General features: G+C 72.7%; 22 protein-coding genes. 15 read left to right on the forward strand and 7 right to left on the reverse strand.

The features are described from left to right. The first annotated feature begins 128 nt into the window (after positions 1 to 128). Positions 129 to 1,616: a DUF4082 domain-containing protein gene (locus AC3A3L_RS12460; RefSeq protein ID WP_487640348.1), complete on the forward strand. Its 1,488-nt coding sequence runs from the start codon at positions 129 to 131 to the stop codon at positions 1,614 to 1,616. Between the two features lie 6 nt (positions 1,617 to 1,622). On the opposite strand, the gene AC3A3L_RS12465 is transcribed toward AC3A3L_RS12460, so the two are convergent. After that, the gene (locus AC3A3L_RS12465; RefSeq protein ID WP_487640349.1) at positions 1,623 to 2,492 is read right to left on the reverse strand and encodes a hypothetical protein; all 870 of its coding nucleotides are present in this window, start codon (positions 2,490 to 2,492) and stop codon (positions 1,623 to 1,625) included. A 121-nt stretch (positions 2,493 to 2,613) separates the two neighbouring features. On the opposite strand from AC3A3L_RS12465, the gene AC3A3L_RS12470 reads away from it, so the two are divergent. Together AC3A3L_RS12470 and AC3A3L_RS12475 are read left to right on the forward strand one after the other, a co-directional pair. Further along, positions 2,614 to 3,273: a polysaccharide deacetylase family protein gene (locus tag AC3A3L_RS12470; protein ID WP_487640350.1), complete on the forward strand. Its 660-nt coding sequence runs from the start codon at positions 2,614 to 2,616 to the stop codon at positions 3,271 to 3,273. Between the two features lie 30 nt (positions 3,274 to 3,303). Next, positions 3,304 to 3,867 carry an isochorismatase family protein gene (locus AC3A3L_RS12475; protein ID WP_487640351.1) on the forward strand — a complete coding sequence of 188 codons (564 nt, stop codon included), beginning with the start codon at positions 3,304 to 3,306 and terminating at the stop codon, positions 3,865 to 3,867. A 113-nt stretch (positions 3,868 to 3,980) separates the two neighbouring features. Here the strand turns inward: AC3A3L_RS12475 and AC3A3L_RS12480 are convergent, their stop codons facing one another. The 3 genes from AC3A3L_RS12480 to AC3A3L_RS12490 form a co-directional block, all read right to left on the reverse strand. After that, the gene (locus AC3A3L_RS12480; RefSeq protein WP_487640352.1) at positions 3,981 to 4,562 is read right to left on the reverse strand and encodes a GNAT family N-acetyltransferase; all 582 of its coding nucleotides are present in this window, start codon (positions 4,560 to 4,562) and stop codon (positions 3,981 to 3,983) included. 268 nt (positions 4,563 to 4,830) lie between these two features. Beyond that, positions 4,831 to 6,246: an HNH endonuclease signature motif containing protein gene (locus AC3A3L_RS12485; RefSeq protein ID WP_487640353.1), complete on the reverse strand. Its 1,416-nt coding sequence runs from the start codon at positions 6,244 to 6,246 to the stop codon at positions 4,831 to 4,833. A 224-nt stretch (positions 6,247 to 6,470) separates the two neighbouring features. Then, entirely contained in the window at positions 6,471 to 7,484 is a 1,014-nt protein-coding gene (locus AC3A3L_RS12490) for a hypothetical protein (RefSeq protein ID WP_487640354.1), read from the reverse strand. 140 nt (positions 7,485 to 7,624) lie between these two features. On the opposite strand from AC3A3L_RS12490, the gene AC3A3L_RS12495 reads away from it, so the two are divergent. Next, positions 7,625 to 8,764: a hypothetical protein gene (locus AC3A3L_RS12495; RefSeq protein WP_487640355.1), complete on the forward strand. Its 1,140-nt coding sequence runs from the start codon at positions 7,625 to 7,627 to the stop codon at positions 8,762 to 8,764. 39 nt (positions 8,765 to 8,803) lie between these two features. On the opposite strand, the gene acpS is transcribed toward AC3A3L_RS12495, so the two are convergent. Next, positions 8,804 to 9,214, reverse strand: a complete 411-nt coding sequence (gene acpS / locus AC3A3L_RS12500; protein ID WP_487640356.1) for a holo-ACP synthase — start codon at positions 9,212 to 9,214, stop codon at positions 8,804 to 8,806. Positions 9,215 to 9,416: 202 nt separating this feature from the next. Between acpS and AC3A3L_RS12505 the strand changes: the two genes are divergently transcribed. From AC3A3L_RS12505 to AC3A3L_RS12555, 11 genes are all read left to right on the forward strand, one after another. After that, complete coding sequence (locus AC3A3L_RS12505) at positions 9,417 to 9,686, forward strand: acyl carrier protein (RefSeq protein WP_487640357.1); 270 nt, start codon at positions 9,417 to 9,419, stop codon at positions 9,684 to 9,686. A 23-nt stretch (positions 9,687 to 9,709) separates the two neighbouring features. Continuing rightward, positions 9,710 to 10,639, forward strand: coding sequence for a serine O-acetyltransferase (locus AC3A3L_RS12510; protein ID WP_487640358.1), 930 nt, complete (start codon positions 9,710 to 9,712; stop codon positions 10,637 to 10,639). Continuing rightward, the gene (gene asnB, locus AC3A3L_RS12515; protein WP_487640359.1) at positions 10,639 to 12,615 is read left to right on the forward strand and encodes an asparagine synthase (glutamine-hydrolyzing); all 1,977 of its coding nucleotides are present in this window, start codon (positions 10,639 to 10,641) and stop codon (positions 12,613 to 12,615) included. The genes AC3A3L_RS12510 and asnB overlap by 1 nt, the downstream gene beginning before the upstream one ends. A gap of 10 nt (positions 12,616 to 12,625) precedes the next feature. Next, complete coding sequence (gene nadE / locus AC3A3L_RS12520; protein ID WP_487640360.1) at positions 12,626 to 13,624, forward strand: NAD(+) synthase; 999 nt, start codon at positions 12,626 to 12,628, stop codon at positions 13,622 to 13,624. A 25-nt stretch (positions 13,625 to 13,649) separates the two neighbouring features. Further along, the gene (locus AC3A3L_RS12525; protein WP_487640361.1) at positions 13,650 to 14,363 is read left to right on the forward strand and encodes a hypothetical protein; all 714 of its coding nucleotides are present in this window, start codon (positions 13,650 to 13,652) and stop codon (positions 14,361 to 14,363) included. After that, the gene (locus tag AC3A3L_RS12530) at positions 14,360 to 15,343 is read left to right on the forward strand and encodes a glycosyltransferase (RefSeq protein ID WP_487640362.1); all 984 of its coding nucleotides are present in this window, start codon (positions 14,360 to 14,362) and stop codon (positions 15,341 to 15,343) included. Before AC3A3L_RS12525 ends, AC3A3L_RS12530 begins: the two co-directional genes overlap by 4 nt. A gap of 91 nt (positions 15,344 to 15,434) precedes the next feature. Continuing rightward, positions 15,435 to 17,003, forward strand: a complete 1,569-nt coding sequence (locus AC3A3L_RS12535; RefSeq protein WP_487640363.1) for an acyl-CoA ligase (AMP-forming), exosortase A system-associated — start codon at positions 15,435 to 15,437, stop codon at positions 17,001 to 17,003. Beyond that, positions 17,000 to 18,226 (forward strand): pyridoxal-dependent decarboxylase, exosortase A system-associated, encoded by a 1,227-nt coding sequence (locus AC3A3L_RS12540; RefSeq protein ID WP_487640364.1) that lies wholly within the window; start codon positions 17,000 to 17,002, stop codon positions 18,224 to 18,226. Before AC3A3L_RS12535 ends, AC3A3L_RS12540 begins: the two co-directional genes overlap by 4 nt. Further along, positions 18,223 to 18,501, forward strand: coding sequence for an acyl carrier protein (locus AC3A3L_RS12545; protein WP_487640365.1), 279 nt, complete (start codon positions 18,223 to 18,225; stop codon positions 18,499 to 18,501). The genes AC3A3L_RS12540 and AC3A3L_RS12545 overlap by 4 nt, the downstream gene beginning before the upstream one ends. Before the next feature lie 20 nt (positions 18,502 to 18,521). Next, complete coding sequence (locus AC3A3L_RS12550; protein ID WP_487640366.1) at positions 18,522 to 19,325, forward strand: hypothetical protein; 804 nt, start codon at positions 18,522 to 18,524, stop codon at positions 19,323 to 19,325. Beyond that, positions 19,322 to 20,707, forward strand: coding sequence for an O-antigen ligase family protein (locus tag AC3A3L_RS12555; RefSeq protein ID WP_487640367.1), 1,386 nt, complete (start codon positions 19,322 to 19,324; stop codon positions 20,705 to 20,707). Before AC3A3L_RS12550 ends, AC3A3L_RS12555 begins: the two co-directional genes overlap by 4 nt. Here AC3A3L_RS12555 and AC3A3L_RS12560 read toward each other — a convergent pair. Both AC3A3L_RS12560 and AC3A3L_RS12565 read right to left on the reverse strand, forming a co-directional pair. Continuing rightward, entirely contained in the window at positions 20,661 to 22,256 is a 1,596-nt protein-coding gene (locus tag AC3A3L_RS12560) for a glycosyltransferase family protein (protein WP_487640368.1), read from the reverse strand. The two genes, AC3A3L_RS12555 and AC3A3L_RS12560, sit on opposite strands and share 47 nt — an antisense overlap. Then, positions 22,253 to 23,791 (reverse strand): oligosaccharide flippase family protein, encoded by a 1,539-nt coding sequence (locus AC3A3L_RS12565; RefSeq protein ID WP_487640369.1) that lies wholly within the window; start codon positions 23,789 to 23,791, stop codon positions 22,253 to 22,255. The genes AC3A3L_RS12560 and AC3A3L_RS12565 overlap by 4 nt, the downstream gene beginning before the upstream one ends. Positions 23,792 to 23,848 lie beyond the last annotated feature (57 nt).

Here is a 23,848-nt window from a genome sequence, read left to right on the forward strand (position 1 = left end):
CACATTTTGGGGAAGTTCCTCCGCGGCCTTGTCGGTCCGCAGGTCCCTGTGGAGGATTCCGGGGACCGCGCAGCCCCCACCTTGTCCGCGCGGTCTCGTCCCTGCCCCCGTGCCATCGAGGTTTCTCCATGTCGTCCCCTGTGCGCCCCACCGCACCGGCCGCCGCGTCCGGCCATGTCCTGTCCCGAGGCCGTCGCCGGCTCGTCCCCGTCTTCGTGCTGGCAGCCGTCCTCGTCGCGCTCGCGCTCGTCGAGCAGCCGACCCCGTCGGCCCACGGCAGCTCCGCGAAGCAGGCGCGAGCCTCCGAGGTCGGACTGCTGACCAAGAAGAAGCCCGACGCAGCCGTGAAGAGCGGACCCGAGCGTGAGGTCGGGATGCGCTTCAAGGCCAAGGTCGCCGGCACGGCCGTGGGCGTGCGCTACTACAAGCCTCGCAAGTCGAAGGGCTCCACTCCCGAGTCCGCCACCCTCTGGTCCAAGGGCGGGAAGGTCCTGGCCCGGACCACGCTGCGGCCGGTCAAGGGCAAGGGCTGGAAGAAGGTCGGCTTCGACTCCGGCGTGACGCTCGCCGTCGGCAAGGCCTACGTCGTCTCGGTGCACACCGGGGCCAAGGGCATCCACGCCGTCACCCCGGGCGGCTTCGAGGAGGCCAAGAGCAACGCCCAGCTGCGCGCCCCCGGCGGCAGCAACGGCGTGACGCGGCCGGGCAGCAAGGCGCGGTTCCCGCGCTACAAGGCTCCGCGCGACGCGAACTACTGGGTCGACGTCCGGTTCGTCCCGACGGACGCCGGGACCGACCCGACCACGAACCCGACGCCCACCACGCCGCCCGGCGGGTGGCCCGGCCCCGACAACACCGGCGTACCGGCGGGCACCGCGCTGACCACCTACACCGGCCCCTGCACCATCACCTCCCCGCGCACGCTGTCGGCCGTGGACGCCACCGCTCGCTGCGGCGAGCTCGTCATCAACACGACGGGCGTCATCATCGAGAACTCCCTGGTGCCGCGCGTGCAGTCGATCTACGGCGACGGCGACAGCTCGGTGACCATCACCGACTCCGACGTGCGCGCCGGCGCCACGTCGACGGGGGCGCTGTGGGGGTACAACATCACCGCCCGGCGGGTCGACGTCACCGGCGGCCAGCACAGCTTCCACTGCAACAACTACTGCGAGGTCACCGACTCCTGGCTGCACGACCAGTACAACCCGGACAGCCAGAGCTTCCACAACAACGCCTTCATCTCCAACGGCGGCAGCCACATGGTGATCCGCCACAACACGTTGCACTGCACGGCGATCCTCGGCCCGAACGACGGCGGTTGCTCCGGTGACATCTCGTTCTTCGGCGACTTCGACCCGATCGACGACGTCGTCATCGACAACAACTTCCTGCGGGCGAACAACTCGTCGATCTCGTACTGCCTCTACGGCGGGGCGTCGAAGGCGCTCAAGGCCACGAACATGCGCGTCACCAACAACGTCTTCGAGCGCGGCCCGAACCGCAAGTGCGGCGTCTACGGGCCCGTGACGTCGTTCGACAGCAACGCGGCCGGCAACGTGTGGTCCGGCAACGTCTGGGACAGCGGTGAGGTGGTCAACCCCGAGCTGGGCTGACCGGCGTCACCACGGCACGCAGGTCAGCTCGCTGTACAGGTAGTCGACGGCGTGGGGCTCGAGGGCGGCGCCGCGGAACATCCGCGGCCGTGGCGCCGCCTGAGCCCGGGACAGCCGGGGCGGCCGCCCCGCCACCCGTCGCTCGGCGAGCGTCACGAGCGCGTGGTGTCGCAGCAGCAGGTGTCGGTACGGCGCGTGCCCGGCCCGGGCCAGGACGGCCGGGTCGGAGACGTGGACCAGCGAGGCGAAGAGCGGCAGCCCCTTGCGCCGGTCGCGCCGGGCGATGACGTAGCAGGAGTCCTCGCCGACGCGCACCACGAAGTGCAGCGCGGCCGCGGCGCCTCGGTGGTCGCGGTAGACCTGGAGGTCGGCCCCCGTGAGCGCTGCCTCGATCTGCTCGGGCGAGGTGAGGACCCGGACCCCGCGGCGCGACGGCAGCGGGAGGTTCGGGACCAGCGCCGTCGCGGTGTCGAGCCTCGAGAAGCCGAGGCGCTCGTTGATGCCGACCACGTTGCCGCTGGGCGAGAGGTCGACGAAGTCGTAGTCGCGCTGGCGCAGCATCGCCCGCGCGAGGCGTACGCCGTGCGCGCGGTGCTCCTCGAGCACGCACCAGGCGGCCAGGTTGCACCGCCGGCGCAGCTCGCCGTCCACGACGCGCTCGGAGTAGAAGGCGAGGTAGACACCGACGACGTCGTCGCCCTGACGCAGCATGAAGCCGTGGTTGGGCGCGTCCGCGCTCCACGGCGGAACGGCGCACCGCGCCCACTCGGCGGCACTCAACCTGACGTTGAGGTGGCGGTGCAGGAACGCGGCGACCGCACCGATGTCGTCATCGGTGATCGGTGCCAGGTCCACCCCCACGGACTCCCCTGACATGCGCCCACCGTAGGAAGACCGGTCGGCGCCGGCCGGGCGCTGCCGAGCCACATACCCATATTTTGTGAGCCTCTCCCGGAGGCTCGCGGCGACGGGGCGAGGCGCCCCTACGGTTCGACGCATGCGCGTGGTGAATGTCTGCTTCCATGGCATCGGCGCGCCGCAGCGCCGACTGGAGCCCGGCGAGGACGACTACTGGATCAGCCGGGACGTCTTCCTCGGCGTGCTCGACAAGGTCGTCGGGCGGGGTGACGTGCGGCTCAGCTTCGACGACGGCAACTCCTCGGACGTGGAGATCGCACTGCCGGCCCTGCGCGAGCGCGGCCTGCTCGCGAGCTTCTTCGTGGTCGCCGGGCGCCTGGACCGTCCGGGCAGCCTCAGCCGCGAGGACGTGCGCGAGCTGCACGAGGCCGGCATGACGATCGGCAACCACGGCATGTCCCACCGGCCCTGGCGCGGCCTCGACCCGGCCCGACGTCGGGAGGAGTTCGTCATCGCGCGCACCGTGCTGCAGGACGTGACCGGCAGCCGCGTCCACGACGCCGCCCTACCGCTGGGCCGCTACGACCGCACCGTCCTGCACGAGCTGCGCCCGCTCGGCTACCGGACCGTGCAGACCAGCGACCGCCGCTGGGCCCACACCGACCGCTGGCTCCAGCCCCGCTACAGCATCCGGAGCGGCGACACCGTCGAGTCCGTGGAGCGCGACGTGCTCCGCCGGCCCCCGGTCACCTCCCGCGCCCGCGGTGCGCTCGTCGGCACGGTCAAGCGCCTGCGCTGAAGGCCTGGTCCCGTCGGTAGCCTCGGCGCGATGAGCGAGGTGTCCGCCCGTGCCCGTGCGTTGATCGTGGTCGACGTGCAGCGCGCCTTCGTCACCGGGCACCACCGGGTGCCGAGCGCATCCCGCGTCGTCGATGCCGTGTCCCAGCAGCTGGAGGCTGCTCGCGCGGCTGGTTGCCCCGTCGTCCACGTGCAGAACGATGGCGCTCCCGGCTCTCCGGACGAACCCGGGAGCCCGGGGTGGCAGCTGGCACACGAGGTCCGAACGGACGAGCTCGTCATCCGCAAGGTGCAGGACGACGTGTTCGCCGACAGCGACCTGGCTGCGGACCTGCTCCGGCAGGGGGTCGACGGCGTGTCGGTCTGCGGGCTGCTGTCCGAGATGTGCGTGGCCGCGACCGCTCGAGGTGCCCTGCAGCTGGGCTTCGGAGTCGTGCTGGCCCGCGATGCCCACGCGACCTACCCCGTGCCCGAGCAGGGACCGCACGCGCCGGCCGTGTCCGACCTGCTGGTCTCACGGGTCGCCGAGTGGTCCTCGGGGGACCGGGTCGTGCTGGTCGACCGGTCGTCGGCGATCCGGTTCACCCATCCCTGACACGGCTGGACGCCGTCCCAGCGCCGGGCGTGCCTGTGGCCCCGCTGCCCGGCGGCCTGTTCGGTCCTGAGGCGTTGGAGAGGCGATGCCTCGGCGTGCGGGGGGACGCCCAGTCAGCGCGTGTCGGTCGCGAGGAGGTCGTTTGAGAACTCGTCCGTGTAGGTCCCGTCGACGAGCAGGTTGCTCTCGCGACGGCGGCCGTTCCGCTGGAACCCGGCCGCCTCAGCCACTCGCTGCGACCCGACGTTTCCAACGGCAACGACGAGGGTCAGGCGTCGCAGCCCGCCCCCACCGTCCGCCGCCGGTGAGAACGCCTCGTCCACCACAGCCGTTGCGGCGGACTTGGTGACACCGCTGCCCCGCGCCGCAGGATGAGTCCAGTAGCCGAGCGCCGCTGTGTCGGTCAGGTCGCCGCCACTTCCCGTCGGGCCCATGTTGCCGAGAAGGTCACCCGTTCGTCCGTCCGTGACGGCCCAGATCATGTGAGTGGGTGCCGCGACCCTGTCCATCGCCCAGGCGATGTAGGCGCGTGCGTCGTCCAGGCTGTAACGCTCGTTGATGACGGCCCCACCCAGCCGCGCAATCGTCTCTGGATCCGAGCAGGCTTCCTGGACCCGCGGCGCGTCCTCCGCCTCGAGCGGGCGGAGGGCGACTCTGCGGCCTCCGGGGGTCCTGGCAGTCAACCGATGACGCATGGCGGGGAACCTACCTTCGGGTCCGCGCATGAGCGGGACGAGCGGGGGATCCAGATGCTCAGCCAGCAAGGTCCACGTCGTCGCGAGGACGTGGCCTCGATGCTGCTGCCGCGACTCCCCGCGCACCGGGTCGCCGACGCGGTCGCAGCTCGCGGGCGGCCGCGGGCGAGCCGGATGACCACACGACCATCGTGGTCGACCTCGCCCGAGCGCCCCACGACGTGCCTGTGTCCCCGCTACCCGGTGGGTGGCGGGGTGTGGGGCGGGGTCATGGTCGGCGGGGTCGTGGGATGCCCGGTGGGTCGGGCGGATCGGGTGGCTCGGCCCTGTAGATCGCGGTGGTGCCGGTGCGGTCGCGTCGGTAGGTGTGGCCGTGGGGTGAGGTCCACTCGAACACTCCGGGATCGGTCATCTCGTAGTGCCAGGCGGTGTGGGTCTTGAGTCGGTGGTGAAACCTGCAGAGTGCGGCGAGGTTGCGGGTGCGGGTTGGACCGGGTTGTGGTCGGCCTTCCGCGTGAGCGTCGTGGTCGAACTCGGTGAGGTGGTCGATGTCGCAGCCCCGGGCGGGACGGGTGCACCACGGGAAGACGCACGTGCGATCGCGAAGAATGACCTGTTCGCGGATCCGGTCGGGGACCTCGTAGGCCGGGGTGGAGAGGTCCGCGTTGAGGTCGATGACCGGCTTGATGGTGACCTTCGTGCGGGAGTCGCCGCACCAGTCGCGGACCTGGTCGAGCAGGATCAGCCGCCGGCCCTCCTCCATCCGACCCGTCGACCCGAAGACCGTCGTATCGCCGGAGAGGGTGGCGTCGAAGTGGGCGTGGAGGACGACCTCCCGCGCGGCCGGCAGGCGCTCACGGTCGACACCCGGCCCGGCGAGGTCGAGCGCGGTCTGCGTCCGGGCGAGCTCGCCCAGCGCAGCCGAGCGGCGCGCCCCGAGCGAGGCGTCCGACCCGAGGGCCTTCAACGTGGCCGCACCGTGAGCGAGGGCGCGGTCGAGGTCCAGGGCATCCGCGATGTCGACCTCCGCCTCCATCCTCATCGTGCCGGCGAAGTGCACGTCGTCGTCGTGGATCGTGACGTGGCGCGGGTCAACGGACAAGTAGCCGTCCTCCGGGTCGCCGGCCGGGTCCACCTCGGCGAGGTCGTAGCGCTTGATCGCCTCCGCCACGAGCCGGTCCAGCTGCGCCGGACCGACCCGCCCCGCCACCGCTGCGACCTGCGCGTCGACGAACGCCGCCGCGTCGCGGGTCAGGGCGGGCGACGTGTGGATCGTGGTCTCGGCGACCGCGCGGGCCTTCCAGGCCGGCACCCGACCCGCCTGGACGAGCGCCCACAGTCGGGGGAGGCGGTGGCGCAGCTCGAGGGCGTGGCCGACGAGCTTCTTCGCCGCGGTCGTCGAGACCCCGAGGACGCCGCCGAGCTCGGCGAGGCAGAACTCCGCGACCAGTGGCGCACCCTCACCAGCGATGGGCTCCTCGTGCTCCGAGCCGGGGACCGTGAACGCGGCCGCGGCGTGGATCGACTCCGGCGGGTGCAGGTCGGCCCAGCGCGCCGCCGTGACGAGAAGCTGTGCCGCCGCCCGATCCTCAGCCGACTTCTGTTCCTTCGCGAGTGCGAGCAGATCGGCGGCGGCGAGGTCCTCGACCTCACCTGCTCCGCGGTCTGCCAGCGCCTCGATCATGTGTTCGATTCTACTGGCGGCCACCGACAGCCGCTATGGCTGTGGACGGTTGGTGGCCCGCCTTCTCGGCTTGGTCTCGTGACGGGACTTCGTCCCTCCTCGACCCACGGCCGCCGCTCTCCTCGGTCGGCGGCCGCCCCCTCCCCGAGCGCGAATCCGCGCCGGTCTCGTGACGGGACTTCGTCCCTCCTCGATCCACGGCCGCCGGAGGACCGGCGCCGTCGTCACTCGGGAACGAGCTCGCTGCCGTCGTCCCAGGTGTTGTCGCGCCAGACGTTGCCCTCGGCGTCGGGCTGGAACGAGGTGACGGGGCCGTAGACGCCGCACAGGTCGTTGGTCCCACGCTCGAAGACGTTGCCGGTGACGACCACGCCGGTGGCGACGGGGTAGGCCTTGCCCGGGGCGTGGCCGAGGAACGCGCAGTAGGAGGCCGACGAGCTGTTGGCCTTGAGCAGGTTGCTCTCGACGACCACGTCGCGGATCGGCCCGAAGTCGCCGAAGAGCGACAGGTCGGAGGTGCACCCGCCGTCGGTGTCGTTGAGCGTGGGCGTGCAGTGGAGGGTGTTGTGGCGAATGACCATGTGGGAGCCGCCGTTGGACAGGAACGCGTTGTTGTGCGCGGCCTCCCCGTCGGGGTTGTACTGGTCGTGGAGCCACGAGTCCTCGACCAGGCAGCCACTCCCGCAGTGGACGCTGTAGGCGCCACCGGTCACCTCCGTACGAAGGACCGTCAGGTTGTCGCCCCACACCGCTCCGCCGATCCACTTGCCGGCCACGACCTCCGAGTCGACGACCTCGACGGAGAACGTCGGGTCGACCTGGGTGGCGGTGGACTCGACGCGCGGCACGCGGGACGCCTCGATCCGCACATCCTTCGCCTGCACCACGATCGCCGGGCAGACGCCGGTGGCGTCCACCGCCGAGAGCACGGCGGTCTCGGTGATGGTGCAGGGCCCGGCGTAGGGCGCGAGCTCGGTGCCGGACGGGACGCCGGTGTTGTCGGCGTCCGGGAAGGCTCCTGCGTGGGCGCCCTCGTGGGCGCCCTCGTGGGCGTCCGGCTCGGACGCGCCGGTGGGGTCCGGCGTCGCGGCGGCGTCGCTCGGTGCCGAGTCGTCGGTGCTCGCGACCGTGGGCTCCTCGTCGGTCGCCCGGACGGCCAGGACCGCGAGGACGACGGCAACGACGACGACCACCACCGCGAGGGCGGCCAGGACCGCGCCCGAGCGTCTGCGTCCCATCGACCCCCTCCTTCGATGCTCCATCATCACGCGGGGTGGGCGGCGCTCGCGTACCCCAACCGGGGGATGTCGCGGCGCACGCTCCGGCGGTCGGTGGCGCCCCGTGGTCGACTCGCGCCGTGGGGATGACGATCGCATGCGTGTACAACGATCCTGCCGTCAGGGAGCACTGCCTCGACCGCTCGATCCAGGCGTACGACGGACCGGTGGAGGTGGAGTACCTGCCGGTGGACAACACCGAGCACGCCCACACCTCGGCCGGCTCGGCGCTCAACCACGCCGTGCGGCAGGCCAGTCACGACGTGGTGGTGCTGGTGCACCAGGACGTCTACCTGCACGACCTGGACCGGCTCGCCGCCTGCGCCGCCGCGCTGGAGGACGAGAGGTGGGGCATCCTCGGCGCCAACGGCGTCACCGCCGACCGCACCTCCGTGGGCCGGCTGCGCGACCGCGTCATCCTCATCGGGGAGTCGGCGCCCGACCCGGTGCCCGTCGACACCCTCGACGAGGTGCTGCTGATCGCACGGCGCGACGACCTGCTCCGCGAGCCGCTCAGCGAGGATCCGGAGCTGGCCTGGCACGCCTACGGCGTGGAGTACTCGCTCCGGGTGCGGTCCGCGGGCCGCCTCGTCGGAGCCGTGGACACGGCCATCACGCACAACAGCATGACCACGAACCTCGCACGCCTCGACGAGGCGCACCGCCACGTCGGGGACCTCTACCCGGGGCTGGTCCCGATCCACACGACCTGCGGCACGGTCGATCCCGGCGCCCGCGACTGGGGTCGGCTCCCGATCATCCGTGACCACGGCTGGCGCCGTCGGTGGCTGCAGCAGTCCCGGATCGCGGCCCGCGTGCGCGCGGAGATCGGCGTCCAGGTGGTGCTCGCCGACATCGCGCACGAGGTCGACCTCCTCGGCTACTCCGCGGAGCAGCCGCTCCACCTCCTCAACGCCGACCGCCGTGGCGGCTTCGCCGCCGAGGCCGGGGCGTCCGTCGTTCTCGAGCGCGCCGGTCGACCTGTGGTGATGTCCGCCGTCGCGCCGCGGCACGTACGGGAGGCGCTGAGGTCGCTCGACCGCGCCGAGCACGTGCTGGTCACCGGGCTCGCGGTCGCCGACCTGGCCGACCTCGGTCCGGAGGTCAGCGGCCGGGACTGGCTCGCAGGCGTGCAGTGGGACGAGGTCTGGCTGGTGCGCGGGCAGACCGCACGGCAGCGGCCCCCGGAGTGGACCCGTCCGCAGGCGGTCCCGCTGGGCGCCGGCCTGTCGCACGGCTGAGCGACCAGCTGGGTGGCCGGGGTCGCGCGAGCTGCGAGGTCAGCCGGTCGCGGCGTCCGCGACCGCCACCGCCACGGCGTACTCGTCGCAGTGGGACAACGACACGTGGATCGGCCCGGCGCCACGGCTGTCGGCGAGCGCTCGGACGTCACCGTCGAGCCGCACGCTGGGCGCACCGTCGGCGTCGCGGCCGATCTCGATCGAGCGCCACGCCAGGGGCGCGTCGCCGGCCGGGCGCAGCGCCTTCAGGACCGCCTCCTTCGCCGCCATGCGAGCCGCGAGGTGCAGCTCGGGACGTGCTCGGGACGTGCAGTAGGCGATCTCGTCGTCGGTGAACCAGCGCTGCAGGAACCGGTCGCCGGCGCTCCTGTGGAGCGCGGCGATGCGCGCCACCGACACGATGTCCGTGCCCGTGCCGATCGTGCCCACCACCCGGGTGCTGCCCCCCATGTCACGTCCCCCGTCCGGCCGTCCACCGCGGCGGCCACGACTCCGACACTAGGTACGCCACCGGTGCGGACGGGACCTCGCCGGCACCCTCACCACTATTGGGGAGTGTTCCCGCCACGCGCCTCCGCACCTTCCCGCCCCTGCTCCACTGGGTGGCGGGCCGACTGGGGTGGAGGCCCTGACACTGCCAGGGGAGGCGAACGTGCACGACCAGATCAGGAACGAGCTGCGAGAGTTCATCGGCGACAACTACCTCTTCGGTGACCACGACAGGTTGCCCGACGACGAGGCGTCCCTGCTCGAGGAGGGCATCGTGGACTCCACGGGCGTCCTCGAGCTCATCGAGTTCCTCGAGGACCACTTCGGGATCGTCGTCGGCGAGTCCGAGACCGTCTTCGAGAACCTCGGGAGCGTCGGCGGCCTCACCAGGTTCGTCGCGTCCAAGACCCTCGCCGGACAGGCCGTGGGCTGACGCCCTTCCCGTCGGGAACAGTCATGGGGGAAGTCCACGACCGGGTCGAGGACCCGGAAGACCGTCCGTTCCGCACGGACGTCGACAAGTACTACACGATCGTCGCGGGGGGCCGACGGGGCCCGTCGCAGCGTCTGCGGCTGTGGATGTGGAACGCCGACTTCCGTGTCGTCGCGAGCTACCGCTTCGACCAGTTCGCCCGGCAGTACCACGCCCAGCACCCGCTGAAGGGCCTGCCGGCGCGGGTCTTCGCCGTGGTCTGGCGCCGCCGCGTGATGAACATCCACCACGCCGACCTCGACCCGAAGGCGCAGATCGGCCCGGGCCTGCTCCTGATGCACCACACGGGAGTGTTCGTCGGGGCGGCGGTCATCGGCGACAACTGCGTGATGCACCACAACGTGACGATCGGGCAGCGCGTGGCCTCCGGCGACCAGGGGGTGCCCCGGATCGGCAACGACGTGTGGATCGGTCCGGGCGCGACCATCACCGGTGACGTGACGATCGGCGACGGCGCCACGATCTCCGCCGGCAGCGTGGTCTCGCGCGACGTACCCGCCCGCGCGCTGGTCGCCGGCAACCCGGGACGCGTGATCGCCGCCGACTACGACAACTCCGCGATGCTCAACTACCGCGTACGGCGCCCCGCGCCGCAGGCTGCTGCCCCCGAGCAGCAGCCCGAGCAGCAGCCCCAGCAGGAGCCCGAGGCCGAGGCCGAGCCCGGGCCCGGTCCCGGGCCCGGGCCCGACGCCGCGCACGTGGACCGTGCGCTCGCGGAGTACGCCCGCCTGCGGGACCCGGCCGGTGACCGGCACCTCGAGGCGGTGAAGGCGGCGATCTTCCTGGAGGACGTCTTCCACGTCGTGCTCCGCGAGGAGCAGATCGACCCCGACCTCCTCGGCACCGCCGAGGGCATGCGGGCGGTGCTCGCCCGGGCCGGCGGGACGGCCTGATGTGCGGTATCTGCGGCGTCGTCGACCTCGACGGCCCGCCGCCGGACAGGGAGCTCGTGACCCGGATGATCGGTCGGCTGCGCCACCGGGGTCCGGACGGCAGCGGTCTCTACCGCGACGACCACGCCGCGCTCGGGCACACGCGACTGGCGATCATCGACACCGAGGGCGGCGCACAGCCGCTGTGCAACGAGGACGAGACCGTGTGGATCTCGTTCAACGGCGAGATCTTCAACTACGTCGAGCTCGGTGAGGAGCTGCGCCGCTGCGGCCACCGCTTCCGCACCGCGAGCGACACCGAGGTCATCGTGCACGCCTGGGAAGAGTGGGGAGAGCAGTGCTTCACCCGCTTCAACGGCCAGTGGGCCCTCGCCCTGTGGGACTCGCGTGAGCACCGGCTGGTGCTCTCGCGCGACCGCCTCGGGGTGCGCCCGCTCTTCTACACGCGAGACCGGCAGCGGATCGCCTTCGCCTCCGAGGTCAAGGCGCTGATGGCCGACCCGGCCCTGCCGCGCGCCTTCGACCCCATCGGGCTCGACGAGGTGCTGACCTACTGGTCGACGGTGGCGCCGCGCACGGTGTTCGCCGGGATCGAGCAGCTCGAGCCGGGCCACGTCGCGGTGCTGGACCGCGACGGCTTCCGCCGCCACCCCTACTGGAGCATCGACTTCCCCGACCGCGGCACCGAGCCGGGCCAGGACATCGAGGCCAACGCCGCCGAGCTGCGCGAGCGCCTGGTCGAGGCGGCCCGGCTGCGCTTCGTGCGCAGCGACGTGCCGGTCGGTGCCTACCTCTCGGGCGGCATCGACTCCTCGATCACGGCCGCCGTGATCGCCCGGTACACCGACGCGCCGCTCCACACGTTCTCGCTGCGGTTCACCGACGCGGAGTACGACGAGGGCGTCCACCAGCACAAGATGGTGGCCGAGCTCGGCGCCCAGCACGAGGAGATCACGGTCTCCCCCTCCGACGTGGCCGAGGTGTTCCCCGAGGTCGTGCGGCACACCGAGACGCCCGTGCTCCGCACCGCGCCCGCACCGCTCTTCCTGCTCTCGCGGCTGGTGCGCGACAACGGCTACAAGGTCGTCGTCACGGGCGAGGGCGCCGACGAGGTGCTCGGTGGGTACGACATCTTCCGCGAGGGCCGGGTGCGCGCCTTCTGGGCCCGCGACCCGGGCTCGGCCACCCGCGACCGCGCCGTCGAGCTGCTCTACCCGTGGATGGAGCGCAACCCGGGCAGCGCCCCGGCCTTCGCGCGCAGCTTCTTCGGGCAGGACCTCGACGCCGACGACCCTGCGATCTCGCACCGCCCACGCTGGGCGTCCACCAGCGCCGTGAAGGGGTTGCTCTCCCCCGCCCTGCGCGACGAGCTCGACCGCGGTCAGGACGTCGTCTCGCGGATGCCTGCCGGCAGCGAGGCCTGGGACCCGCTGTCGCGCGCCCAGTGGCTGGAGATGACCACGCTCCTGCCCGGCTACATCCTGTCCAGCCAGGGTGACCGGATGCTGATGGCCAACTCGGTGGAGGGACGCTTCCCGTTCCTCGACAAGGAGGTCGTCGAGCTCGCCAACCGGCTGCCGGCGCGCCACAAGCTCTGCGGTCTCGACGAGAAGCACCTGCTGAAGGTGGCCTTCGAGGACCTCGTGCCCGAGCAGATCCGCCGCCGTCCCAAGCAGCCCTACCGCTCCCCCGACACCGCCAGCTTCTTCAGCGGCCCGCCGCCGGAGTGGCTGACCGAGGTGACCTCGTCCGACGCCCTCGCCGCAGCCGGGGTCTTCGCCCCGCGCCCGGTCGCCGGGCTCCTCGCCAAGGCCGCCCGCACCGGCGGCGCACGAGCGGGCAACACCGACAACATGCGCCTGCTCGCGGTCGTCTCGACCCAGCTGCTCCACCAGCAGCTGGTCGTCGACGCGGGCGCGGCGAGCGACGACGCACCACCCGCGCCGATGACCGTCATCGACCGGGTCCAGACGTGAGGAGCACTGCATGACCACCACGAAGTCCGACAGCCGGGCCGACAGCGACGTGCTGGCGATCGACGTCGAGGCGGAGGTCGCCCGGATCAGCGCGTCGCTCCGCGGCTACCTCACCCGCGCCCGTCGCAAGGGGGCGGTGGTCGCGCTGTCCGGCGGCATCGACTCCAGCGTGGTCGCAGCGCTGTGCGTCGCCGCGATCGGCAAGGACCGGGTCTTCGGGCTCCACATGCCCGAGCGGGACTCCTCCGAGGACACGCTCGCGTTCAGCACGCTGGTCTCCGACTCCCTCGGCATCGACTCGGTCGTCGAGGACATCACGCCGGTGCTCGAGGCGGCCCGTTGCTACGAGCGCCGCGACGGCGCGATCCGGATGGTGTGCCCCGACTACGGCCCCGAGCACAAGTCGAAGATCGTGCTGCCGAGCGTCGTGGAGTCGGAGAGCCTGCGCCTCTACTCCGTGGTCGTGCAGGCGCCCGACGGCACCACGACCCGCCACCGGCTGACGACCGAGTCCTACCTCGGCATCGTGGCGGCGACGAACTTCAAGCAGCGGGCCCGGCGGATGACGGAGTACTACCACGCCGACCGGCTCAACTACGTCGTCACCGGCACGCCCAACCGTCTCGAGTACGACCAGGGCTTCTTCGTGAAGCTCGGCGACGGGGCGGCCGACGTGAAGCCGATCGCCCACCTCTACAAGACCCAGGTCTACGCCCTCGCGGACTTCCTCGGCGTCCCCGAGCAGGTCCGCACCCGGCCCTCGACGACCGACACCTACTCCCTGCCGCAGTCGCAGGAGGAGTTCTACTTCTCCCTCCCGTGGAACCTCATGGACCTCTGCCTGCACGGCAAGAACACCGGCCGTCCGATCGAGCAGGTCGCGGAGTCCACCGGCCTGACTCCCGCCCAGGTGGAGCGCGTGTACGGCGACATCGACCAGAAGCGCAAGACCACTGCCTACCTCCACCTGCCGCCGCAGCTCGTCGAGCCCGTCGGTGAGATCGGTTGAACCACCGCACGGAGAAGAAGAGGTCATGACCGCCCGCGACTTCCTGGCTGCCGCCCTGCGCCGCTGGTACGTCGTCGTGCTCGGCGCCGTGCTCACGGTCGGCGTCTTCGCGGTGGTGCAGCGACAGGCCCCGGTGTGGTTCACGCAGTACAACATCGTGCTGGTCGGCCCGTCCGGGATGGAGCAGGAGAGCGTGCTCCAGAACCCGCTCTACGGGCTGCAGCCACTGGTCGGCGTCGTCTCCACCGACATGAACGACGGCCACCCTCCGCTGCTGACCGGTGACGTCGACGCCACCATGGTCGGCATGGGCTTCCGGGACGGCGTCCAGGTGCGGGTGCCCAACCTGGGCACGCAGTGGCGGCCCCTCTTCTCCGCCAACTACCTCGACGTGCAGGTCGCGGGAGCGACCCCCGACGAGGTGCACGAGCTGGCCGAGGCGACCTCGGCCCGGGTGTCGGAGCTGCTCGAGCAGCGCCAGGACGAGCTGGGCGTGCCCGCCAACCTCCGCGCCTACGCCGTCCCGTCGTCGGCCGACCCGCCCGTCTACCCCATGGCCGGGAGCAGGACCCGCGCCCTCGGCGCCACCGGGATGACCGGGGTCGCCCTGACCGCGTTCCTGGTCTTCTGGCTCGAGCGCTGGCGCCCGCGCCACCGTCCCGCCGCTGCGGCGGAGCCCGCACCACCGCGGCGGACGCTGGTCCGCCGGCGCGCCCGCTCCGCGGAGGTGATGGCATGACCACCCTGGCAGCGCCGGTGACGGTCGCGGTGGTGACCTGGAACAGCGCCGACGTCCTTCCCGGCCTGGTCGAGTCGTTGCCCGCCGGAGCCGGCGACGTGCCCTACCGGCTCGTCGTGGTGGACAACGACTCCTCGGACGACACGGTCGAGGTGGCGCGGCGACTGTGCCCCGACGCCACCGTGGTGCAGACCGGGCGCAACGCCGGCTACGCGGCAGGGGTGAACGCCGCCGTCGCGGCCACCCCCGACGCGCCCGCGGTGCTCGTGCTCAACCCCGACGTACGCCTGCAGCCCGGCTGCCTCCCCCTGCTCGTCGCGGCGCTCGACCGGCCGGGCACCGGGATCGCGGTGCCGCGCCTCGTCGACGGCGACGGCGCGCTCATCCACTCGATGCGCCGCCGACCGACCCTGCTGCGGGCCTACGCCGATGCCTTCATCGGCGCCACCGTCGCCGGCCGGTGGCCCGCGACGGGCGAGCTCGTCACCGACCCCGCCCCCTACGCCCGCGACGCGACCCCGGACTGGGCCGAGGGCTCCACCCAGCTGGTCGGCCGCGCCTGCCTGGACGCCTGCGGGCCGTGGGACGAGTCCTACTTCCTCTACTCCGAGGAGACCGAGTTCCACCTGCGGGCCGGTGGCCGGGGCTTCGGCGTGCGCTACGTCGCCGACGCCGGCGCGGTCCACCTCGAGGGCGACTCCGCCACCTCGCCCCGGCTCTGGGCGCTCCTCACCGCCAACCGGCTGCGCCTGTTCTCGCGGCTGTCCTCGCGGCCCCGGACGGTCCTGTACTGGGTGGCGCTCCTGCTGCGCGAGTCCAGCCGGGCGGCGCGCGGCGACGACACCGCGCGTGCGGCCGCCCGGGTGCTCGTCCGGCCCGAGGTGCTGCGGGCTCCTCGCGGCCCCGCGTGGCTCGACCTCGCTACCCCAAATCCGGTACTCCGCCCCGGTGCGGGCCGCGCCGAGCCCGCGCGTCCGTAGCGTGGCCCGTGGGACGACGGGTGGGTTGTTCGTCGCCCCAGCCGGTCGCCGGGGGGCGGCTCCGGCAACGGAACGAGGGGGCATTGACCTGATGCGGACGCAGCTGCACCACCTGCTCGAGGAGGGCGCCGTCCGGTTCGGCGACCGCCCGGCCCTGAGCCACCAGGAGACGACGCTCGACTACGCCTCCGCCTGGGACCTGGCGGCGCGCACCGGCGCCGTCCTGACCGGCCTCGGCGTCTCGCGGGGCGACCGCGTGGCGGTCTACCTCGACAAGCGGCCCGAGACCGTCGGGGGGATCTTCGGCACCTCCGTCGCAGGTGGCGTGTTCGTCCCGGTCAACCCGGCGCTCAAGGGCCCCCAGGTGGCCTACATCCTCGGCGACTGCGACGTCAGGGTGCTCATCACGACCCACCAGCGGTGGGAGTCGGTGCGCGAGGAGGCCAAGGGCTGCCGCGAGCTCGCGCACGTCCTGCTCGTCGACGCCGAACCGGTCGAGGTGCCCGACGGGGGCGAGGTCCGGGTCCACGCCCTGGCGACGCTTCTCGACCAGGTGGAGGCGCCGCCGTCCGCGAGCAGGGCGATCGACATCGACACCGCCGCGATCCTCTACACGTCCGGCAGCACCGGCCGTCCCAAGGGAGTCGTGTTGTCGCACCGCAACCTGCTGGTCGGCGCCGAGAGCGTCTCGACCTACCTCGGCAACGACGAGGACGACGTGATCCTCGCCGCGCTCCCGCTGAGCTTCGACGCCGGCCTCAGCCAGGTGACGACGGCATTTGCCACCGGTGCCCACGTCGTGCTCGTCAACTACCTGCTGGCCCGCGACGTCGTACGGCTGTGCGCGCGCCACCGCGTCACCGGCCTCACCTGCGTCCCGCCGCTGTGGATCCAGCTCGCCGCCGCCGACTGGCCGGCCGAGGCCACCGCGTCGCTGCGCTACTTCGCGAACACCGGCGGCCGGATGCCCCGCTCCACGCTCACCCGGCTGCGCGAGATCTTCCCGCAGGCGAGCCCGTTCCTGATGTACGGCCTCACCGAGGCGTTCCGCTCGACCTACCTCGACCCGGCCGAGGTCGACCGCCGCCCCGACTCGATCGGCAAGGCCATCCCGGACGCCGAGATCCTCGTCCTCCAGCCGGACGGCACGCCGTGCGAGCCGGGCGAGGAGGGCGAGCTGGTCCACCGCGGAGCCCTCGTGGCCCAGGGCTACTGGGGCGACGCGGCCCGCACCGCCGAGCGGTTCCGCCCCATCCCCGGCGGTCCCGACTGGCGCGCGCCCGAGCTGGCCGTGTGGTCGGGCGACCGCGTCGTCGCCGACGAGGAGGGGTTCCTCTACTTCGTCGGGCGCACCGACGACATGATCAAGACCTCCGGCTACCGGGTGAGCCCGACGGAGATCGAGGAGGTCGCCTACGACAGCGGACTGGTCCGTGACGCGGCCGCGCTCGGCCTGCCGGACGAGGCGCTCGGCCATCGCGTCGTCGTAGTGGTCAGCCCGGCAGCCGAGGGGTTCGAGCCCGAGGCACTGCTCGCGGTCTTCCGACGCCAGCTGCCGCGCTACATGGTGCCGGCGGAGGTGCTGGTCCGCTCCGAGCTCCCCCGCTCGCCCAATGGCAAGTTCGACCGGGTCCTGCTGCGCGAGGAGCTGACCGCATGAGGACCACCGACCACGTCACGGCACACGGCACCGCCGACGGCACGCTCCTGGTGGGCGGTGTGCCGGTCGACCGCCTGGCCGAACGTGTCGGCTCGACGCCGTTCTTCGCCTACGACCGCGCGATGATCACCGAACGCGTGGCCGCCGTGAAGTCCGCGCTGCCGGAGCGCGTCTCGCTCGGCTACGCGGTCAAGGCGAATCCGATGCCGGCCGTGGTCCAGCACCTCGCTGGCCTCGTCGACCACCTCGACGTCGCCTCCGCCGGCGAGCTCGCCGTGGCGCTCGACACCGGCCAGGACCCCGCCTCGATCAGCTTCGCGGGGCCCGGCAAGACCGACGCCGAGCTGCGACGGGCGGTCGCCTCGGGGGTGACCGTCGAGATCGAGTCGCGCACCGAGCTGCAGCGCCTCGTGCGCACCGGCAAGGAGCTCGCCCTGCGCCCGCGCGCCGCCGTACGCGTCAACCCGCCGTTCGCCGTCAAGGGCTCGGGCATGCGGATGGGCGGTGGCCCCCAGCAGTTCGGGGTGGACGCCGAGGCCGTCCCGTCCCTGCTCGGCGAGGTGAGCGAGCACGACGTGGACGTCGTCGGCTTCCACGTCTTCGCGGGGTCGCAGAACCTCAGCGCCGAGATCCTCGGCGAGGCGCAGGAGCGCACCGTGGACCTCGTCCTCGAGCTCGCCGAGCACGTGCCCGGCACCGTGGAGTACGTCAACCTGGGCGGCGGCTTCGGCATCCCCTACTTCGAGAAGGACGAGCGCCTCGACCTCGACGCCGTCGGTCGACGCCTCTCCGAGCTCGTCGACGGACGCCTGGCGCCGGCGCTGCCCGACGCCACCGTCGTCATGGAGCTGGGACGGTTCCTCGTGGGCGAGGCAGGTGTCTACGTGACACGCGTCGTCGACGTGAAGGAGTCGCGTGGTCGCAGCTACGCCGTCGTCGACGGCGGGATGCACCACCAGCTGGCCGCCTCGGGCAACTTCGGCCAGGTCATCCGGCGCAACTACCCGCTGGCCCTCGCCACGCGGGCCCTCGACGAGCCGACCGGACCCGTCACGGTGGTCGGCTGCCTGTGCACGCCGCTCGACCTGCTCGGCGACCAAGTCGACCTGCCCGGCACGGAGGTCGGCGACCTCGTCGTCGTCTTCCAGGCCGGCGCCTACGGCCTCACGGCCAGTCCCACCGCCTTCCTCGGCCATCCCTCACCTTCGGAGGTCCTCGTATGACCCAGCCCGCACACACGCTCACCGACACGCTCCCCGGAGTCGTGGAGGTCCTCACCCGCACCCTCGGCATCGAGGACCGTGCGGACTCGATCACGCGCGACACCCGGCTCTTCGGCGAGCTCCCCGAGCTCGACTCGCTCGGCGTGGTGGAGCTGGCGGCCGCCCTCGAGGACCGGTTCGACATCGTCATCGAGGACGAGGACTTCACCGGCGAGGTCTTCGAGAGCGTGGGCACGCTGACCGACTTCATCGAGGCCCGCCGCACCGGCGGCTGAGGCAGGAGAGGAGAGCAGTCGTGGAGATGCGGGTCCTGTGGCGCTCGTTGCGCCGCCGGTGGTACCTCGTCCTCGCCCTGGCCGTGCTGACCGTCGGCGCGACGTTCCTCGTCGCGCAGCGCGTCGGCGAGACCTACGAGGCGACGGGCACCGTCCTCGTGTTCCCGCCCTCGCAGACGGAGGGCCCGACCGGCGACATGTCGGAGGAGAACCCCTACCTGTCCCTGGGCGGCGTGGGCCAGGCGCGCGACGTCGTGGTGCGGGCGCTGACGTCCAAGAAGGTCGGCGACGCGTTCGGCGAGGACTACCCCGCCGGGACGACGTTCGAGATCGTCCCCGACTACACCAACAGCGCGCCCATCATCCTGTTCACCGTCGAGGCAGCCACACCGGGCGTGGCGACCGAGGCGCTGTCCTCGCTGATCGACCGCGTCCCGGTGGAGCTGGAGAAGCTGCAGTCCGGGCTCGACCTCCCTGCTGCCCAGCGGGTGACCTCCGTGGTCCTCACCCGTGACGAGTCCCCGGCCGCCACCAAGAAGGCGATGATCAGGTCGTCGCTGATGACGATGGCGGCGCTGGGCGGGGTGGGCCTGCTGCTGATCGCCCTCGTCGACGGGTGGCTCAGCGGTCGCCGCGACCCCGACCCGGAGGACCTGGCCGTCGAGGACGCGACCGAGCACCCGCCGCCGGTCTCGCTGCACCCCGTGCACACCGACGACCCGCCGCCCGACCACCCCGAGCCCGACCGGGCCGCACCGGCCGAGGTGACCGCGCGGCTGGTGAAGCGGCGCCGTCGGCGGGACGAGCGCGGCGAGGCGTCGTGACCCTCGCGGTCCAGGAGCCGACCGGCACCGGCATCGCCCGCAGGGGCGGGATCGACGCCGCGGCGCTCCTGACCGCCTACGTGTGCCTGCTGTGGTTCATCCCCTCCCCCATGGTCGTCAGCGCCCTGGGCAGCGCCGGCAGTCCCGCGACCCTGTTCGGGATCGGCCTGTTCCTCTACTGGGCCTGGCACACGGTGCGCCGCTCCGAGCGCTCGGACGGGCGCTTCCGACCGGTCCGGGCGGCGATGCTCGCCCTGCTGGTCGTGATGCTGATGGTCTACGCCCACGCCATGGCCGGACCGCTGCCGGGCGACGAGATCAGCACCGCCGACTCCGGCATGCTGCGGCTGATCAGCCTCGCCGGTGTCGTGCTGCTCGCCTGCGACGGCGTCAGCGACGTGGACCGGCTCGTGACCGTGCTGCGGAGGCTGGCGTTCGCGGCCGGGCTGGTCGCCCTGCTGGGCCTGGCCCAGTACGCCACCGGTGAGCTCTTCGTCGACCGGATCCGGGTGCCCGGCCTCACGGCGGGCACGGAGGGGTGGACGCTGAGCAGCCGCTCCGGCTTCTCCCGGCCGAGCGGTACGTCGATGAGCCCGATCGAGTACGGCGTCGTGCTGGGGATGATGCTGCCGCTCGCCATCGTGGGCGCGTCGGTGCGCTCGCGCTACCGCTGGCTCTCCCGGGCCATGCTCGTCGCGATGATCGCCTCGATCTTCTTCTCGATGTCGCGGTCGGCCTACCTGTGCTCGCTGGCGGGGATGTTCGTGCTCGCCCTGTCGTGGGACCTCCGCACGCGACTGCGTGCCCTCGGTGTCTTCACGGTGGTCAGCGTCGTGATGTACGTGTCGGTGCCGGGCCTGCTCGGCTCGATCCGGGGGTTGTTCTCCAACGCCGGCGAGGACCCGAGCATCGCCTCGCGGACCGGCAGCTACGACATCGCCGGCCAGTTCATCAGCGGGTCCCCCGTCGTGGGCAAGGGCTTCGGGACCTTCCTCCCGAAGTACTGGATCCTCGACAACGCCTACCTCGGCATGACCATCGAGGCCGGCTTCCTCGGCCTGCTCGCACTCCTCACCCTCATCGTGGCGGGTCTCGTCAGCGCCCGCAGTGCCCGGCGCGCCCTCCAGGCGGCGCAGACCGCCCGATCCGAGGGTGACGCCGGTGCGCCCGACGCGGCCGGTGCCGAGAGGGCGCACCACGTCCAGGTCGCGCAGGCGCTGCTCGCGTCGGTCGCGGCCGGCGCGGGAGGCCTTGCCTTCTTCGACGCCTTCGCCTTCCCGCAGACCGCGGGCTGCTTCTTCCTGCTCATCGGCCTCGCCGGCGCGATGCGCCGGCTCACGCAGACGCCCGCACCCGCCCCGCAGCGGTCCGGACGCTCCTGATCCGGCTCGCCGCGCCACGCGGGAGCAGGAGCGCGGGGCGCACCCGGCCGGTGCGCAGCAGCCGCGCCGCCGCCTCGACGCGGCGCGGCCACGACAGGAGCGGCGACACGACGTCGAGCGTGCCGGCCAGCCCCTGGCCCACGCCGTTGCCCATCACGTGCAGCAGCCGCTGGTCGAGCGGCCCCGTGCCGCGCACGGCGGTCTCGGGCGCCGACGCAGGACCAGCCGCCGGCGGGGCGTCCAGGACCTTGCCGGCCAGCTCGGCCCACGCGCCGTCGGCGTGGAACCGGCGTACGGCCGCGCCGGTGCTCGCACCGACGCTGCGCCGCTCGGCGGCGTCGGTCAGCAGGCGGTCGACCTCGGCGGCCAGCTCGGGCCCCGAGCCCGCGACCACGAGGTCGTCGTCGAGCTCGGGCGTGTCCGCGCCGAGCACGCCGAGCCGCTCGTCGGGCGAGCGGAGGGTCAGCACGGGCGTGTCCAGCCACGCCGCCTCGAGCATCGAGGTGAGCGAGGAGAACGGGTGCGAGTCGACGTACACGTCGGCGGCCTCGAGCAGCGTGTGCACGTCGGGGAGGAGTCCCCAGGCGCGTCCGAGGCCCTCGTCGGCCAGGACGGACCAGTCACCGTCGGGGTCGGGCCCGGCGACGTGGAGGCGTGCCTCGGGGTGCGCGCGCATGACCGGCAGGAGCACGTCGAGGAGGGTCTCGCCGTGGGCGGCGCCGTACTTGTAGGTGTCGGCGGCGCTGGCGACCACCAGCGCGTCGGGCGGCAGCCCGAGCTCGGCGCGGGCCTCCGACCGTGACAGCCGGCGGTCGCGCATCACGAGCGGGCGGACGAGGAGGGCGTTGCGCGCCTCGGGGATCCCGCGGCGCTCGACGTTGAGACGGGCCCCGCTCGTGCGGAGGTTGACGACGCGGTCGGCGACGTGGACGCCGAGCCAGAAGACGTGGTCGGCGTGGTTGACCAGGAGCACCTCGGGACCCTCGCCCGGCGGCAGCGCGAGCGCGATCGCCGGGACGACGTCGTTGGGGTGGACGTGGAGCACCACTTGGTCGTGGTCGAGGGCCAGCTCGCGCAACCGGGCCGCCCGGTCGAGCAACCGGGGCCTGCCGTCGTCGAGGAGGGTGAGGGCGTCGGTGCCGTCGAGGACGCGGCTGATCTTGTCCGGCACCTGGCGGCCCTCCTGGCCGGTGACGCACACGTGGTGCTCCCGCGCCCGGTCGAGCCGCAACCAGCTGGACAGCATCTGGGTGTGGCCGCCGGTGGCGTAGAGCTGGGTCGCCACGTGGAGCACGCGCGGCCGCGCGCCCGCGGCCCGAGCCGGGCCACGCGGTGCGGGAAGGTCGGAGCCCAGCCGCGTCAGGACATCCTCGAGGGGACCGCTGGCGAACACACCGGAGGGGTTGCACCAGGCGAACGTCGCGGCGGTCATCGCCGCCACGGCCGCCTGCTCGTCCCGACCCCGACGGGCCAGCGACTCGGCACGCCGCACCAGCCGGTCGAGCACCGCCCAGTTGTCGTCGAGGCGCTCGACGTCACCGGCGGTCACGGGACCACCCCCGCGACGGGGTCCTGCGAGGTGGGCTCGTCCGCGGGATCGTCGGCGGCCGCACCACCCGACCTCAGCGCCCGGAGCTGGCGCAGCAGCTCGGGGCGCAGCACGAGGATGCATGCGATGGTGGCCAGGCAGATCACGCCGGCGGCGAGGGTCGAGAGCAGCGGAGACGCCAGCTCACGCGCCACCAGGGCAGCCGCCGCCGCTCCGGCCGTGGCGACGACGAGCGGGGGCAGCACGGCGACCCCGAGGGGCACGATCCGGAGGCCGCACCCGCGCAGCATGAACAGGTAGCACGGCACCACCACGACCGCCATGACCGCGAGCTCTGCGACGGCGACGCCGACGACGCCGCGCTCGCGGGCGGCGACCAGGACCGCCGGCGCCAGGGCGGCCAGCCACAGCAGCTGCACCGACAGCAACCGACCGGTGCGCCGCATCACCACGAGGAGGTCGTAGGAGAGCTCCACGAAGATGCGGGCGGCGGTGGCGAGCACGAGGACGGCGAAGACGCCGGCCGCGGGTCCCCACTCCTCGCCGTAGACGAACCGGATCACGTCGTCCGCCACCGCGGCGCCGACGAGGCAGACCGGCAGGGTGACGACGGCGACGATCCGGAGGAGCGTGGTGAACGACTCCCCGAGGCGCTGCGGGTCGCCCTGGAGCCGCGAGAACACGGCGGGCGCCACGCTGCGCAGGGGCTGGGAGAACATGTTGAGCGGCCACGAGGCGAGGTTGAACGCCAGCACGAAGTAGCCGAGCGCCGTGGCGCCGAGCGTCGCGCCCACCGCGACCTGCTCGACGTAGGCGACCGCGAAGACGACGATGCTGGTGCCTGCGAGCGGCAGCCCGAACCGCAGCAGCGGCACCACGAGGTCGCGGTCGACGCGCAGGCGGTAGGGGCGGGTCGCGTGGATGAAGAGGGCGACCCCGATCAGCGTCGCCGCCACCCGTCCCCACGCCAGGCTCCAGGCGCCGAACCCGCCGAGCGCGAGGGCCAGCGACAACGCCGTTCCGGACCAGGTGACGGTCTGGTCGATGACCAGGCGGCGGCGCTGCTGGAAGCGGCGCTGCAGCAGCGCCGCCGGACCGGCGACCATCCCGCTGAAGACCACCGAGACCGACATCAGCCGGATGATCCCCGCCGCGTCCGGGGCGCCGAGGAGGCTCGCGACCGGCTCGGCGGTGGCGAACACCGCCACGAACAGCAGGACGCTGCCGGCCGTCGAGATGGCGTTGACGGTGCCGAGGACGGTCTCCGGGTCGCGCTCCCAGCGCACGACGGCCAGGCTGACGCCGAGCTCGTTGAAGCTGAGCACCGCGAGGAGTGCCACCATCGCCACGGCGAAGGTGCCGAACTCCCCCGGCCCGAGGATCCGGGCCATGAGCACGCCCACCACGAGCGTGCCCAACCTGGACAGCGCCGCGTTGAGGAAGCTCCAGCCGAACGCGCCTGCTGCCGTACGTGCCAGGGCTGCGTCGTGCCCGGTGCCCTGTTCCTGCTGTGACTCGCCGTGCTGCGTCCCCACGCCCGCACCCCCTGCTGCGTCGATGTCGTCTTCCCCCTGTCAGCCGGTCCGGGGCCG

It is taken from the genome of Nocardioides sp. Soil_C_8 (assembly GCF_057656315.1).